Annotated in this window: 18 protein-coding genes; 15 read left to right on the top strand and 3 right to left on the bottom strand. The window is 42.6% G+C overall.

The window, feature by feature from the left end:
- Positions 1-24: 24 nt before the first annotated feature.
- The 8 genes from ABIN22_RS17140 (at position 25) to ABIN22_RS17105 (ending at position 6,124) form a co-directional block, all read left to right on the top strand.
- Positions 25-1,263, top strand: coding sequence for a type II secretion system F family protein (locus tag ABIN22_RS17140; RefSeq protein ID WP_346910150.1), 1,239 nt, complete (start codon positions 25-27; stop codon positions 1,261-1,263).
- A 94-nt stretch (positions 1,264-1,357) separates the two neighbouring features.
- A complete protein-coding gene (locus ABIN22_RS17135) occupies positions 1,358-1,510 on the top strand; it encodes a Flp1 family type IVb pilin (protein ID WP_242996229.1) in 153 nt (50 codons plus the stop codon).
- 1 nt (position 1,511) lies between these two features.
- Entirely contained in the window at positions 1,512-2,885 is a 1,374-nt protein-coding gene (locus tag ABIN22_RS17130) for a DUF5702 domain-containing protein (RefSeq protein ID WP_346910148.1), read from the top strand.
- A 111-nt stretch (positions 2,886-2,996) separates the two neighbouring features.
- A complete protein-coding gene (locus tag ABIN22_RS17125) occupies positions 2,997-3,794 on the top strand; it encodes a TadE/TadG family type IV pilus assembly protein (RefSeq protein ID WP_346910146.1) in 798 nt (265 codons plus the stop codon).
- Complete coding sequence (locus tag ABIN22_RS17120; protein WP_118622557.1) at positions 3,782-4,213, top strand: prepilin peptidase; 432 nt, start codon at positions 3,782-3,784, stop codon at positions 4,211-4,213. The genes ABIN22_RS17125 and ABIN22_RS17120 overlap by 13 nt, the downstream gene beginning before the upstream one ends.
- Position 4,214: 1 nt before the next feature.
- Entirely contained in the window at positions 4,215-4,670 is a 456-nt protein-coding gene (locus tag ABIN22_RS17115; protein WP_118622555.1) for a TadE family protein, read from the top strand.
- Positions 4,667-5,446, top strand: coding sequence for a DUF6382 domain-containing protein (locus tag ABIN22_RS17110; RefSeq protein ID WP_346910144.1), 780 nt, complete (start codon positions 4,667-4,669; stop codon positions 5,444-5,446). Before ABIN22_RS17115 ends, ABIN22_RS17110 begins: the two co-directional genes overlap by 4 nt.
- Positions 5,447-5,515: 69 nt before the next feature.
- Positions 5,516-6,124, top strand: a complete 609-nt coding sequence (locus tag ABIN22_RS17105; protein WP_346910142.1) for a rhomboid family intramembrane serine protease — start codon at positions 5,516-5,518, stop codon at positions 6,122-6,124.
- 45 nt (positions 6,125-6,169) lie between these two features.
- Here the strand turns inward: ABIN22_RS17105 and ABIN22_RS17100 are convergent, their stop codons facing one another.
- On the bottom strand, positions 6,170-6,901 hold the full coding sequence (locus ABIN22_RS17100; protein ID WP_109733340.1) for a sensor histidine kinase: 732 nt from the start codon (positions 6,899-6,901) through the stop codon (positions 6,170-6,172).
- A gap of 205 nt (positions 6,902-7,106) precedes the next feature.
- Here ABIN22_RS17100 and ABIN22_RS17095 point away from each other — a divergent pair, with 205 nt between their 5' ends.
- Together ABIN22_RS17095 and ABIN22_RS17090 are read left to right on the top strand one after the other, a co-directional pair.
- Positions 7,107-7,514 (top strand): HIT family protein, encoded by a 408-nt coding sequence (locus tag ABIN22_RS17095; RefSeq protein WP_109733341.1) that lies wholly within the window; start codon positions 7,107-7,109, stop codon positions 7,512-7,514.
- Positions 7,515-7,528: 14 nt separating this feature from the next.
- Entirely contained in the window at positions 7,529-8,074 is a 546-nt protein-coding gene (locus ABIN22_RS17090) for an RNA polymerase sigma factor (protein ID WP_346910140.1), read from the top strand.
- A gap of 54 nt (positions 8,075-8,128) precedes the next feature.
- Here the strand turns inward: ABIN22_RS17090 and murG are convergent, their stop codons facing one another.
- Complete coding sequence (gene murG, locus ABIN22_RS17085; protein WP_118622549.1) at positions 8,129-9,196, bottom strand: undecaprenyldiphospho-muramoylpentapeptide beta-N-acetylglucosaminyltransferase; 1,068 nt, start codon at positions 9,194-9,196, stop codon at positions 8,129-8,131.
- A gap of 327 nt (positions 9,197-9,523) precedes the next feature.
- Here murG and ABIN22_RS17080 point away from each other — a divergent pair, with 327 nt between their 5' ends.
- Both ABIN22_RS17080 and ABIN22_RS17075 read left to right on the top strand, forming a co-directional pair.
- On the top strand, positions 9,524-10,549 hold the full coding sequence (locus ABIN22_RS17080) for a DUF4367 domain-containing protein (RefSeq protein ID WP_346910138.1): 1,026 nt from the start codon (positions 9,524-9,526) through the stop codon (positions 10,547-10,549).
- Positions 10,550-10,611: 62 nt separating this feature from the next.
- On the top strand, positions 10,612-11,115 hold the full coding sequence (locus tag ABIN22_RS17075; RefSeq protein ID WP_346910136.1) for a DUF6147 family protein: 504 nt from the start codon (positions 10,612-10,614) through the stop codon (positions 11,113-11,115).
- A 237-nt stretch (positions 11,116-11,352) separates the two neighbouring features.
- Here ABIN22_RS17075 and ABIN22_RS17070 read toward each other — a convergent pair whose 3' ends face one another.
- Entirely contained in the window at positions 11,353-11,595 is a 243-nt protein-coding gene (locus ABIN22_RS17070) for a TIGR03905 family TSCPD domain-containing protein (RefSeq protein WP_109733346.1), read from the bottom strand.
- A 450-nt stretch (positions 11,596-12,045) separates the two neighbouring features.
- On the opposite strand from ABIN22_RS17070, the gene ABIN22_RS17065 reads away from it, so the two are divergent.
- The 3 genes from ABIN22_RS17065 (at position 12,046) to ABIN22_RS17055 (ending at position 15,253) form a co-directional block, all read left to right on the top strand.
- Entirely contained in the window at positions 12,046-12,813 is a 768-nt protein-coding gene (locus ABIN22_RS17065; RefSeq protein WP_109733347.1) for a hypothetical protein, read from the top strand.
- A gap of 61 nt (positions 12,814-12,874) precedes the next feature.
- Positions 12,875-14,224, top strand: a complete 1,350-nt coding sequence (locus tag ABIN22_RS17060) for a glucose-6-phosphate isomerase (RefSeq protein ID WP_346910133.1) — start codon at positions 12,875-12,877, stop codon at positions 14,222-14,224.
- A 201-nt stretch (positions 14,225-14,425) separates the two neighbouring features.
- Entirely contained in the window at positions 14,426-15,253 is an 828-nt protein-coding gene (locus ABIN22_RS17055; protein ID WP_346910131.1) for a C-type lectin domain-containing protein, read from the top strand.
- Positions 15,254-15,283: the final 30 nt, after the last annotated feature.

The raw sequence follows: 15,283 nt of genomic DNA, 5'->3' as shown, positions 1-15,283 counted from the left end.
AGACAGGAGAGCAGGAGGAATGGCATGGCAAGGGTAAAATGGAATTCGGTATATGGAAGAATGGGAATGGTATTCCTGTCAGCGAGTGTTCTTTCACTTCTTGTATATGTGGCCGACCATAGCCGGGCCCCGGAAAAAAACAAGTCCGGAAAAAGTATTCTGGAACGGGAAGACCCGGGGGAGGGGAAGCAGGATATTGATCTGGAAGTCAGGATTGGCGGGGATAAGGAATCTCTGACTGTGACTGTGGGGGAACAGCAATATAGCAAAGACAAGCTTCCGGAAGTGTTTGATCAAGCCGGTAAGAAGCTGGAGGAACTGGTGCTTGGAGAGAATACCACTCTGGATGAGGTCAGGGGAGACCTGAACCTGATTGAGCGCATTCCCGATACGGGAATAGAGGTCTCATGGGAACTTGATAATTATGAAGTTATGAATCTCATGGGAGAATTGAATGAGGACAATCTGCGTGAGGAGGGGACTCTGGTGGGGCTGAGGGCCCTGCTGTCCTATGAAGGGGAGGAAGCCGTACATTCCTTCTGTGCAAAAGTATTTCCTCTTGCTATCAGTGCAGAAGAAAAACGGGTCAGGGAATTAGCACAACAGATTCAGAAAGAGGAGGCTGATAGCAGAGAGAAGGCATATCTGACTCTGCCTGATGAGTTGGACGGGAAAAGGCTTTCGTGGAAATACGCGGGTGATTCCCGCGCGGCAGGACTTTTTGTATTAGGGATTGCCGCATCCGGGGCTGTATTTGCCCTTGATAAAGAGAAAAAGAAGCAGCAGATGGAGGCACGGAACCGACAGCTGACAGTCGATTATCCGCAGCTGATCAGTCAGTTTACACTGTTTCTGGCAGCTGGCATGACAGCAAGGAAAGCATGGTTCCAGATTGCACGGGAATATGAAAGAATAAAGCCACACAAAGGAACCAGGCCGGCTTATGAGGAAATGGTATATGCTATGCATGAAATTCAGGGAGGAATACCGGAGGGGGAGTGCTATGAAAGATTCGGCGGCAGATGCGGCCTGCCGGCCTATCGCAAGTTTGGGGCAATGCTTTCCCAGAATTTGAGGAAGGGAACGAAGGGCCTGACAGATCTGCTGAAAAAAGAGGCCAGGGAAGCATTTGAGGACCGTAAAAATGAGGCAAGAAGGCTGGGGGAAGAGGCAGGAACAAAATTGCTGGGCCCCATGTTTATGATGCTGGCAGTTGTCCTGCTGATCATCGTGGTACCGGCATTTCTGACTGTACAGATTTAGAGAAGTAAGATGATAAATGACTGGAGGATTATGTATGAAGGAATTTATGAATAAAGTAACTGGTAAAATCAGGCGGAAATGGCTGCATATTAGAATGGTTATAGAAGATAACTCGGGATTGTCAGTTGTGGAAATGATTCTGATTCTGGTCGTAATCATAGCACTCGTGCTGATATTTAAAAACCAGCTGATCAGCCTGGTGAATTCTATCTTCGATAAGATTACAAGTGAAAGCGCGGGGATTTAAATTGAAAAAAGGAGAAGTAACGGCATTTCTGAGCCTGATCTTTATTCTTATAATTTCGTTTATATCAGCTATGATTGAGAGTACTGTGATACAGACGGAAAAGAATCAGAAACGGCTCGATGTGGACCGGGCTGTATTTTCTATATTTGGTGAGTATCAGAAGCAGCTTCTGGAGGAGTATGAAGTACTGGCGATTGACATAAGTTACGGAACTGCATCGTATCGTGAAGAAAATCTTCTGGACCGCATGAGATATTACGGTTCGGTGGGAATCGAGCATGATATTCAGGGGATTCAGTATCTGTCAGATAAAAACGGAAATGCGTTTCGTGAACAAGTGCTTGATTATATGGAGGATACATACGGAATCTCTATCATACGAGACTTAGCGGGTATGACAGGGCAGTGGCAGGAACAGGAACTGAATGGTGAAGAACTGGGGCGTCAGGATTCAGAATGGAATACACAGCTGGAAGAAACCCTTGAGGAAAACGAGAGTATGCTGCCGGCCGAAGAAAACCCTCTGCCCAATGTAGAGAGCCTGAAGCAGTCCAGCCTCCTTCAGCTTATCCTTCCACGGGAATACCAGCTTTCGGGCAGGCAGATCAACCTGTCAGAGCAGCCGGGAGCCAGAACGTTAAGGAAGGGAAAAGGTAGTTTTTATATGAGACAGGACTTGAATGGGATTGAGGAACGTCTCCTGTTTCACGAATATCTGCTGAAAAAATTCAGTAATGCCGTGGAGACAAAAGGGGAGAATCGTAGTTTGTCTTATGAGATTGAATACATGATAGGGGGTAAGGGCTCCGATTCAGAAAATCTGGAAGCAGTAGCAAAGAAACTGCTTGCGATACGCTTCGGTATGAATTACCTGTACCTGCAGACAGATACAGAGAAGCAGGCAGAAGTGGAGGCACTGGCGCTCACCTTGTCTACGCTGGCAGCCCTGCCGGCCGTAGCAGGAATCGTGAAACAGGTGCTGCTGGCGGCCTGGGCATTCGGTGAAAGTGTCATGGATTTAAGGTCACTGATGTCCGGCAGGAAGGCTGCACTTGTTAAAAACAGCGGAAACTGGCAGCTTTCCCTTTCTTCCCTGATGACACTCGGGACAGGAGAAGATACACAGGAAGGAATGGACGCAGAAGATGGACTTTCCTATACGGATTATCTCAGGATTCTTTTATTTTTACAAAATGAAGATACATTAACAATGAAAGCGCTGGACAGAGTAGAGCAGAATATAAGGTTGGAAAAGAATATAACAAATTTTTGTATTGATTCCTGTGTTGTTAAGCTTAAGCTCCAGAATAAAGCAATCATACGCGAAGGTCTGGAATATCAGTTCCCGGTATATTTTGGTTACGAGACAGCCTGAGACGCTGTTTGAACCCAATGCAGATGCCCTTTCTTCTTAAGCCTGCTGGCCCATCCCTGCCATAAGGAATAAAGATAAAAAATAAAAAAATAAAGAAAGGAAAAGACTGCGATGACACAATCATTCTATAGCCCGACAAGATCAATCAAAGAAAGGGCATCTGTATTGGGTTCAAAAGCAAGCGTGACAGTGGAGGCGGCGTTAGCCATCCCTATTTTTCTATTTGCTGTCCTGTGTTTTATTTATCTGTTTGAGATACAGTCCATCAGGACAAGCATCCGTTTCGCCGCCCAAAGCGCGGCGAAAACCGTGGCTGAGGATGTCGTGACACTGCCGGCTGTCAATGTCATGAAATTAAAAAGTGATATTGTGAAGAATATAGGTTCAGAAAGAATCGAGAGGAGTATTCTGGATGGAGGGAGCTCCGGTATCCGGTGCAGTAAAACATATATGTCCATACTAACGGGCGAGATTTATGTAACGGTTGAATATGCTGTACGGCTCCCTGTTCCGAGATTTACAAATCTGACGGCAAAGTTCAAAGAGAGCATGAGGGTCAAGGGCTGGAATGGCTATACATCACGAAATGGGGACTCCGATGGGAACCAGATTGTCTATATCACAGACACCGGACTGGTGTACCACGAGGATTATAGCTGTACCTATCTTCAATTGTCGGTCCGGTTTGTTTCTTTCTCTGAGCTTTCAGGAATTCGCAATGAGGACGGGGGACGATACCACAAATGTGAGAAGTGTGTTCACGGAGATACGATGGCAGGTGTATATATCACAAAGTCAGGTGGGAAATACCATAATTCACTAAACTGCAGCGGACTAAAGAGAACAGTCCGTGCAGTCAAAAAATCAGAGGCAGGAGTGTTAGGAGGATGCAGCAGATGTTCGAAATAGGTCAGGCATGGTGCGGTATATATTTATGTTTATTATCTGTAATTGATATCTGGATAAAAAGGGTTCCGGTCTGTCTGCTTGCAGCAGGCGGCATTGCAGCGGGAATGTATCAGTCATACCAGCGGGACATGCCGCTGCTTATCGTTCTTGGAGGCGCGGCAGCAGGTGTGGTGTTCCTTGCAGTCAGCAGAGTGACAGAAGAGGGATTCGGGTATGGCGACAGCCTGCTGATTTTGGTGTTGGGAATTTATCTTGGCTTCTGGAACCTGCTGGGAGTCTTGTTTGGTGCGTTTCTATTATCTGCCCTGTTTGCAGTATTCGCGCTGGTTCTTCATAAGTTTGACAGGAGTACAGGATATCCGTTTGTACCGTTTCTTCTAATATCCTATACGATATGGATCTGTACAGGAGGAATCTGATGTGAATGAAAAGATGAGAAGGATAAGAATTAAGGCGCCGGCTACAAATGGGTTAAGAGGAAGTGTTACGGTTGAAATGGCCTATATACTTCCAACCGTCATCATGATATTTCTGCTCATTGTTTATACAGTATTTTATTACCATGATAAAAACATATTAAATGCGGCAGCAGGAGAAACGGCCGTGTTGGGCGCCCAGCTCGAGAGGCAGCGGGGAAAAGAGGGAACAGACCTCCAAAACTTTTACAGGGAGAGGACTGACAGTAAGTTAATTCTATTACATCTGACAGGTGTAAACATAACGAAGAGCAAAAAACAGGTAGAGGTTCAGGCATATGCCCAAAAGGGCCGGATGCGGGTTTCGGTTGTTCAAAGGGCGGTCATCACCAAGGCGGAAGAGAAAATAAGGCTAAAAAGAAAACTGGAAGCCTTAGGCGGAAAGGGAGTGGATAAATGAAGGTAAAATATGAAAAGGAATTAAACAAAGTCTGTCTGCACATTGATCTGCCGCAGGTTTATGAAGAAGATTATCAGATACACATGCTGAAGGAAAACAATATTCCGTGCCTGTTGGATATTACGGGATGTGGGATAGACGGCAGGAGCAGATACAGCTATACAGTGACAGGGATGATATCTATGAAAACCATGTTTGAGGAGTCTCCCATAAAGCGGGATGACATGTTTTTGTTTGTAAATAACCTCATGGAAGCAGTGAAGTCGCTTAGACGGTACATGCTGAATCCGGACGGGCTCCTGCTTTATCCTGAATTTATGTTTTACAGCGCAGACACATGGCATTTCTGTTACCTGCCGGCAAGAAAAAGACCTCTTTGTGAGGCGTTTCATGTGATTACAGAGTATTTTGTTAAAAAACTGGACTATGAGGAAACTGAAGGGATTCTTCTGGCATATGAACTTCATAAAGCTTCCCTGCAGGAAAATTATGATCTTGAAAAAATAATGGATGGATACAGGGAACACGAAGAAAAAAGGAGGGCTAGTATGGAGACAGAAATGAAAGCAAAAACCACATATATACCTGATGAGCCTCTTTTTACAGTAGATGAGGAGGAATATGTACAGACTCCGGACGTAGAGACAATACGGGAGATGGGCGGGCACTTAAGCCCGTGGAAAAAAGCCGCAGATAAAGTGAAAAAAGGACGCTGGGGGAAATGGAAGGATTTGATTCTGGAAACTGATGGACATCAGGAAGAGGAACCTTTATAATATGTATTAAATGAGTAACTGTTCCGAATCATGAACAGTTACTTAAACATTATATAAAGGGGAATCATTTTGGAAAAAAATAAAAACGCCGTGTGTACAACGGCTCTGATTGTTATAAATGTAGGGGTTTTTTTCATTCTTTCACTGATAGGAATGACAGAAGACAGCATGTTTATGCTGGATCACGGAGCAATGTTTGTACCGTATATTGTCAGCGGCCATGAATATTACAGGCTGTTTACCAGTTTGTTCCTGCATTTTGGGATCAGCCACCTGCTAAACAATATGGTTATGCTGGGTGCATTGGGATGGAATCTGGAATTAGAGACAGGCAGGATAAAGTTTCTAATCATCTATTTTGTCTCAGGATTAGGCGGGAATCTGCTGTCTTTGTATTTGGATATAAAGGCAAATGAGATGGTGGTATCAGCTGGGGCATCCGGGGCTGTATTCGGCCTGATGGGAGCCCTGCTGTGTGTTGTTTTGAAAAATCATGGAAGAGTAGGGCGTTTGACGAACCGCGGACTTCTCTTTATGGTTGCCCTGAGCCTGTATTTTGGTCTTACAAGCTCAGGTGTGGACAATGCCGCCCACATAGGAGGCCTTGTCTGTGGATTCATAGCTGCGGCGGTGCTGTACAGGAGACCACGCGTAGTAAGCAGGCATTCAGAATTCTGATCCGGGGACGCCATCAATTAACATCTGTATTTTACTACAGTATAATTAGATAGGCAGTTTGATGGTAAACATTGATCCTTCATCGATTTTAGACTCAACAGAAATCGTACCCCCGTGAGATTCGATAATTCTTTTTGACAGTGACAGCCCAAGCCCTGTACCGCCCTCCTTATAAGTTTTAAAAGGCTCAAAGATATAGTCGATGATTTCTTCAGAAATACCGCATCCTGTATCTTTACATTTGATGGTAAGAGTGTCTTTGGTGCGGCTTGCAAAGAGATTAATACTGCCTTCACCGGAGATAGACTCCTTGGCATTTTTCAGAAGGTTAAGAAAAACTTCTTCTAACTTCACTTTATCGCCTGTGAAGTCGCCCAGGCCGGAGGGAATATCTGAAGTAAATTCTACATCAGAGTCTTCACTGTCTAAAGAGATTGCGAAAGAGACTGCAATGTTTTTTAGAAGCCGTTCAATGGAAAATACCGAGTAATGCAGTGTATCGCCATTGTTGAAGGTTGACAGTTCGCTTAAAAGCTGGCATACGAAGTCCACATCTTCCATTGTCTGTTTCCAGTGCGGGAATTCCTGAACCTCAGGATGCTGTATTTCCATAACCTGAAGCGAAGATGAAATTAATGTCAGCGGGTTCCGGATTTCGTGAGCTATAGTAGATACTGTCTCATGGTGGTTGTCGAGTAACTGTGTGATTATCTGTTTTGCGTCATGATTTTCCTCCATAAGCGCATTCATCTTATTAATGTCAATATTATGTAGCATTATCTTAAGTCCCTCCTTTTTTGGTTATCCTCATTTTTAAGTCTAGCACGATGATTTCCTTGGTTCAACAAAATCCGCCATACAAATTTCGACAGTATCCGGGCGACAAGCGGGTGTGAACAGTAATCAAAAGGGTCTTCTCATTTCGGACAAAATGGGATATACTACTATTAAACAATTATAAAAAGAGAAATGGGGATAAATTATGAAAGATGAAAACTGCATATTTTGTAAGCTGGCATCAGGTGAGATTCCTTCTGCAACGCTTTATGAAGATGAAGACTTCCGCGTGATTTTAGATGCGAGCCCGGCTTCAAAAGGGCATGCGCTTATTATTCCGAAAGATCATTACAGGAATCTGTATGATTTGGATGACAATCTGGCAGCTAAAGCTATGGTACTTGCTAAATCAATGGTACTAAAGCTTAGAGACATGCTTGGATGCGATGGATATAACATTGTACAGAATAATGAAGAGGCAGCAGGGCAGACTGTCTTTCATTTCCACATGCACCTGATACCAAGATATAATGGTGATGGTGTGGGCCTGGGCTGGAAGATGGGCGAACTTTCAGAAACTGATAAAGAAGAAATCTTAAACAAATTACAGTAATAACCGGAGAAGAAATGTTGACTGAAAATCGTGAGTTTGATGAGATTTATGGAAAATATAAGAATCTTGTCTTAAAAGCAGCATATACATATTCAGGCAATTATGATGTAGCAGAAGATATTACTCAAAGTACGTTTCTCCAATTATATATTTATTATCATGATATGAACCACAGCAATATTAAATCGTGGCTGTATACAACTGCAAAAAACAGTGCCTTGAATTACAGGAAGAGAGCCAGACGTGAGATTCTTGAAGAGATGACTGCAGAGGAATCTGTTATTCAGGATACTGTTGAAAGTGCTGAAGATGAATTTTTGCAGGAAATCAGGGATATAGACCGCTCTGATTTGCATGAACGTATATTTGAAGCTTTAATGAATAAGAACCGCAGATGGTACGATGCGATTACGCTGGCATATTACATGGAGATCCCTCAGGCAAAAGTTGCCGCAGAAATGGGAGTACGTATTGAGGTGCTGCATAGTTTATTGCACAGAGCCAAGGACTGGATTAAAAAAGAGTTTGGTGTGGAGTATGACGAATTGAACCGGTTATAATAAAACAGGTGTCTATTCGGCACCTGTTTTTTAAACCATGTGATAGATTGGCACTTATTTAATACTGATTTCTTCGATTAGCCCAATGATTGTATCAATTGAATCTTGCTGCCTGGAATCGCGCATAGCATCCATATATTTACTGCGGTTCTCATAAAGATTCTTTACTGATTCAAGAAGAGACTCCTTAGTGAGGTCTTCTTCCTCGAGTACCATGCTGAAGCCCTGACGTTCAAAAGAACGTGCATTTAATATCTGGTCACCACGGCTGGCATTAGCTGAAAGCGGAATCAGAAGATTTGGCTTTCTCAATGCAAGAAGCTCGCAGATAGCATTAGCGCCTGCACGGGAGATAACAATATCCGCAAGGGAGAAGATGTCGCGGAGTTCATTTTTGATATATTCGAACTGAGCATATCCTTTCAGGCTGTTCAGAGAATCATCAACCTTCCCTTTTCCGCAGAGGTGCACAATCTGGAAACGGTCCAGAAGATCAGGCAGGGCAAGGCGGACAGCGTTATTAACTGCCACAGAGCCAAGACTCCCTCCGATGACGAGGATGACAGGCTTATCAGCGGAAAAACCGCATAGGTCCATAGCAGCAATCTTGTTGCCGGACAACAGCTCCTGACGGATTGGTGAACCTGTCAGTACAGCTTTTTCTTTAGGAAGACTATCCAGGGTCTCAGGAAAATTACAGCAGACCCTGCTGGCGGAAGGAATGGCAATCTTATTAGCCAGACCCGGTGTCATATCTGATTCATGGATAATAGAAGGCACTTTACAGCGCTTTCCAGCCAGGACAACCGGTACAGAAACAAATCCTCCTTTAGAAAAAATAATATCAGGCTTTAATTCTTTAATAATAGAATGGGCCTCGCCAAAACCTTTCATAACACGGAATGGATCTGTAAAATTCTGGACGCTGAAATAACGTCTCAGTTTACCGGAAGAAATTCCATGATAAGGAATCCCAAAAGGTTCGATAAGTTCCTTTTCGATACCATTATAAGATCCTATATATTGGATGTCATAGCCTAGTTCCCTTAACCGGGGAATCAGGGCAATATTGGGGGTGACATGCCCGGCCGTTCCACCGCCGGTAAGTATAATTCGTTTCATAAATGTAAAACCTCCAAATTTGAATTGTTCATATTATATCACTTCAGGTACTATGTGATACAGGCCCTTTTGGGCAGTGGCGGATATAACCTCCACTGACATGAAGTTAATAATATCCGAGTGGCCGGATAAAGCAGCATTATTTATGTGACACACTGAGTTTAGGTTATAGTTCCCGCCCTTCGGGTACACGGTGTAACAAATTAATCTCAGCCGTAAACAAAAATAAAATACTTGCATATAACCGGAAAAACACATATAATTTCATATTAAACTTATTTAATAAAAAGTCAAGAAAAAGTAGTAGCCAAAATAAGGGGAACATGTATGGAACAAAATAAAAAACTATCACTGAAGGAAGAAGTGGAAAGGGAAGCCAGAGAGATAGAGGAAGAAATTGAGAATAACCCTGATCTTGACGATATCAAAGTATCGGACAAGATGGAGGAATCACTTCTGGCAAAAATCCGGGCATATGAAAAGAAATGTGCCTCAGAGCATGAAAACAAAAATGTCAGAATGGAAGGTGCAGCAGAAGAACTTTCGGAGGAACTTGCGCCAAATTTTGCCGCGCGTACAAATGAAGACAATGTAGTGCATCTGTCTGCGGAAGACATGGAGGCACTGCGTCTCGGTAGAGAACTAATGAAAAAGAAAAGCAAGGAGGAAGAGCTATTCGAGGTTCATACCGAGTATCATAAGCACCTTAACAGTGATAATAAAGGAAAGGAGGGAAAAACGGACAAAGGGGAGAAGGCGAAAAGAATCCACATGCCGCGGAGAAGGAAATTTGTTGTTGCATTGGCAGCGGTTATGGTTCTTGTGCTAGCAGTTGGTATGACGAGTGTAGGGAGTAAGTCATATTTGAAAGTGCTGTGGGAAAAGATGCATGGAAGGCAAACAATAGAGTTCACGGATGTGGATGATATGATAACTCAAAATTCAGAGGATGGAGATGAGGTAACTGCTTATAGAGAAATAAGAGAACAATTAAAAATAATGCCAATTAGGTTGGGATATAAACCAGAAAGCATGAAATTGGAAAAAATAAGTATTGATAATGAACAAAGAAGAGCATTTTTATTTTATGATTATAATGGAGAAGTTATAAGATATGGATTATATGAAAATAATTCCGATTCTTCATTAGGACAAAAGGAAGAAGATACTTTAACGGATACCATAGAGATTGAAGCTTTGGATCAGACAATGGTCATAGAAGAATACGCTAAGAAGAATTCAAAACGATATTCAGTGAATTTTACAAAAGAGGGCGTTCATTATCAATTAAAAGGTGTAATGGAAAAGGCGGAATTTATAAAAATAGTAAAAAATTTAATTTATTTAAATTAAATGCATAAGTTTTATAATGTTGAGTTGTTTAATTAAAGAAGGGTGTAAAAGGGAGGATACTAATGATAAAAAGAATTATGTCTATATTTTGTGCACTGTTAGTAATTTGCGGTATGTTTGTAGTATCACTGACAGATGTAAATGCTAAAGAGAGCGATAGTATTCAAATAGATGGTTCTTATCTTACTTTACAGGATACATCCACAGGTTATACGAACGGCGGTGTGGTTACCAGAGGAGAACATTTAATGGATGGTGAATGTTCAATAACAAAAGCTGGTAGGGGCCGGATTTATGTGTATGCTTCAACTACAGCAGATCATACAGTAGATTATATAGCAACAGTTATATATGTAGATCGGTATAATCAAGAAACAGAAACATGGGGACAGATTGATTATTGGCAGGTTGAAGATCATAATACATATTTTGTAAGTACAAGTAAGTCATTTGCAGTAGACAGAGGGTATTTTTATAGAGTACATGCAGATCATGTTGCAGGTATGGAAGGAGAATATCCTTATGAAGAAGCTACATCCTTAACCAACGGAATCTGGATAGACTAACACCTCTCCATCCGCAGCCTCACCCCTCTTTGAGGAATTGAAGCAGTTGTCAGGTTTTTTACATAACAGGAGAAACTATTAACAAAAATTTTGATTATAGAAAAGACCTGTACCGAGAAAACACCACAAATTTTTTTATATGTATTTCACCTGACAACTGCTTCAATTTCTCAAAGAGGGGCACTCAAGAATGAGTAGGCACATGGAGATTGATATTACAAAAAGAAAGCAATCGGATTATTTTCCGGTTGCTTTTTTTAATGCTTTTGCTAACTGGTCGGGGCAGGATGTTTTTTTGAAACCGCACTGAATCCCTTCTATCTTTGAAATTGCTTCGTCTACGTCCATGCCTTCGATGAGACGTGAGATTCCTTGAAGATTTCCATTGCACCCTCCGGTGAAGGCTACGTTTTTGACTTTGTTGTCTTCTATATCGAAGTTTATCATCTGTGAACAGACGCCCTGTGTTTTGTACTGCATTGTAATTACCTCCTTTTTCGGAATATTTCAGCTGATTAATCTGGTGTCAGCGCACTGGCAGATTCATTTCCCGTCTGTGAGACAGTGCAATCATAAGCCAGAAACACCTATAGTAATAAGCTATTGGTATTATAGCAAAATGAAAATAAAAATACCAGACCTATTTCGTGTGTCAATTTTCGAGCCATTTTCCGATAAAATGACAGGAGTTTTCTTAAGGGGAAAAGGAAGATGTGATTTGAATTATTTTGTTAAATTGAAGGATCGATGCTATTATTTTATTCTATGTTTCTTAAGTCTGAGATATTCCTGTTTTAAGCTGAAATTATGCTGCTGTGGCGAATTATGTAGAACGCTTTTTAAGGCAAGTCCCGAAAAGTTGAGATATAATAGGCTCACACCAAACAAATGGTAGTTGTGTCACAACCATATAAAACAGGAGGTCTTATTATGTTTAAAAACGTAGCAGCCGACACAAACATTATTTTCTATTTAATGATTGCGGTAGGCATCATCGGGGTACTGGCAAAAATAGTGAACCAGCTAACCCTTCGCCGAATGGTAAAAGCGGCAGGCAATATGCAGAAGAGCACACACAAACTGATGAAACTGGTGCGCGCCAAGTATGAGCACGCATGCATGATACACGATGCAGTAGATAATGTAGGGGCATTTGTGGAGAAGTACATATATGAATACAGAGGATTTATTTTACGGGTACATACATGGAGGCAGATAGAGGCACAGGCGATCTGGTTTTCAGGAATTTTAGCTATATTAGGAGCAGGAGGACATTATCTGGCACACGGGTTCTGCGAGGGAATGTTCCAGTATCTGGCTGCAGGGGCAGCGGAAATGATCGCATTGTTTGTGATAAGACAGTTATCAGACGAACCTTATAAAATTAGTGCAGCAAAGAATTATATGGTAGATTACCTTGAAAATGTCTGTGCACACCGCTACAAGAAGGTGAAACAGACGGAAAAGGAAAACATAGATGTAATCAGTCCGGAGAGCGTTGGGGCAACAAGGGCAGCCGTCCAGCGTGAGGAACAGGAATTGCCCATTAATATAGAGGGTGAGCCGCGCAGGGCAGAAAAAGGCGAGGCCGCAAGACAGGTGATCAGACGTACAGTAAAGGAAAAAATGGAGGAGGATGAGCAGCCTGCACTAAAAGAGGAGGCAATTCGTCAAATATTAGAGGAGTTTTTAGCTTGATAAAGCATAGCATATTTGATAGAATTAGCTTGTAAAAACGATTAGAGAGGAAGGATGAACAATGGCTAATAAAGTTACATTTGATTATTCGAAAGCAAGTAGTTTTATTCAGGAACATGAGATGGAATATATGAGCGAACTGGTTGCACAGGCGAAGGACAAGCTGGTTGCAAAGACAGGAGCGGGAAATGATTTCCTTGGATGGATCGACCTTCCGGTTGATTATGATAAAGAAGAATTCGCGCGTATCCAGAAGGCAGCAGAGCAGATCCGCGAGGATTCGGAAGTATTGTTGGTTATCGGAATCGGCGGCTCTTATCTGGGAGCAAGAGCTGCAATTGAATTCCTTGGACATTCATTTGCCAATGTCGTTTCCAAAGATGTCAGAAAGTCCCCAGAAGTTTATTATGTGGGGAACAGCATCAGCAGCAAGTACATAAAAGACCTGATGGATGTAGTAGGCGACAGAGATTTTTCCATTAACATGATTTCCAAATCTGGTACGACAACAGAGCCAGCCATTGCCTTCCGTGTATTTAAAGAAATCTTGGAAAAGAAATATGGAAAAGAGGGAGCAGCAAAGAGAATCTATGCTACGACCGATAAATCCAGAGGAGCTTTGAAGAACCTTGCCACAGAAGAAGGATACGAGACTTTCGTAGTACCGGATGATGTTGGCGGACGTTTTTCCGTACTTACGGCAGTAGGGCTTCTTCCGATTGCAGTCGGCGGTGCAGACATCACGAAGCTGATGGAAGGTGCAGCGGCAGGAAGAAAAGAAGCGCTGGAGAATGATTTTGCAGAGAACGGAGCACTGCAATATGCGGCAGCCCGCAATATCCTGCTTAGAAAAGGCAAGGCGGTTGAGATTGTAGCCAATTATGAGCCAAGCCTGCATTATGTATCTGAATGGTGGAAACAGTTGTATGGAGAGAGCGAAGGTAAAGACCAGCGGGGTATCCTCCCGGCATCAGTAGATTTGACGACCGATCTGCACTCTATGGGACAGTTCATTCAGGACGGGAGCAGAATTATGTTTGAGACGGTTCTGAATGTAGAGGAATCGCCGGCAGAGATTATGATCAATGAAGAACCGGTTGACCTTGACGGATTGAATTACCTGAAAGGCAAGACCGTAGATTTTATAAATAAGAGTGCAATGAACGGAACAATTCTTGCCCATACAGACGGTAATGTACCGAACCTGATGGTGACGATTCCGGAGCAGAATGAATTCTATCTGGGACAGTTGTTCTACTTCTTTGAGTTCGCATGCGGCGTTAGTGGATATTTACTCGGCGTGAATCCATTTAATCAGCCAGGCGTGGAGAGCTATAAGAAGAACATGTTTGCACTTCTGGGTAAACCAGGATTTGAAGAAGAAAGAGAAAAGTTATTAAAGAGATTATAATTGAATAAAAGTGTAGAATAAATGTTAACTGGAAAAAATAAATGTAGGAAGTTCTAGCAGGACAGAGGCCTTAGAATCAGAGGTCTCTGTTCTTTTTTGCACCGTTTATATTTCAGTCAGTCCCCCGGCGGCATTTTCCATGTTAATATGTTGAAAAGTATGCTACAATGTGGATAAATAATTAATAGGAGGCGCAAGGGGATGAAAAAACCGAGGAACAACAGGAATCTGAAGATTGTAATTATTGTGATTATCTGCCTGACCTTTATTGTGGGTATCGGAGCCGGAATAGGGGCCGGCACTTATATTTCAAATAAAAAGGCGCAGACGACGGAAGAGACGAAATTGAAAGATACGGCTTTGAATGACAGCAGTCAGGTCAAGGGGGACGGTGCAGAGAAAGAGGATGATAAGAAGCCGGAAGCGGATAAGCCGGAAACGAATGATTCCAAGGATGATAAGGATTCCGGCAACGGGGATAACAGTCAGGACTCCTCCCAGAATAAAGACAATGCAGATAACAGCAGTCAGTCCCAAAATCAGGGAAGTACATACGACGCTTCTGTACCGGCAGACGACACAGGCATACACAGATATGAGTATATTATCAGTGACTGTACATGGCAGGAGGCGTTTCAGGACTGCCTGAACAGGGGCGGCTACCTTGTCCGTATCAACAGTTCGAAAGAGTATGAGACGATCAGAAAGGAAATCAGCCGGCAGAAGATGACGGATATTTATTTTAAACTCGGCGGAAGGCGTGATAACCAGTCTCAGGACTACTACTGGGTGAATCAGGATAATAAGCTGTTTGGTGAAAAATTAAATTCAGACGACAGCTGGTGCTCTGATGAATGGATGGGCGGCGAACCAAGTTTTCAGGACGGAAATCTGGAAGAGAAGTATATGGACCTGTTTTTCTATGACGGAGAGAAACGGTTTGTCTGGAATGACGTCCCGGATGATATGCTTGCGGCAGAGCCGGCGTATTCAGGGAAACTGGGATATATATGTGAGTATGAGGATTAAAAAAGTCTAGATTTACTTGCCTGAACAGCA

The organism is Faecalicatena orotica, assembly GCF_905197545.1.
GTDB classification, from domain to species: domain Bacteria; phylum Bacillota; class Clostridia; order Lachnospirales; family Lachnospiraceae; genus Faecalicatena_A; species Faecalicatena_A orotica.
Note: the sequence above shows the minus strand (reverse complement) of the source record. Positions and strands in the feature narration are given on the sequence as shown.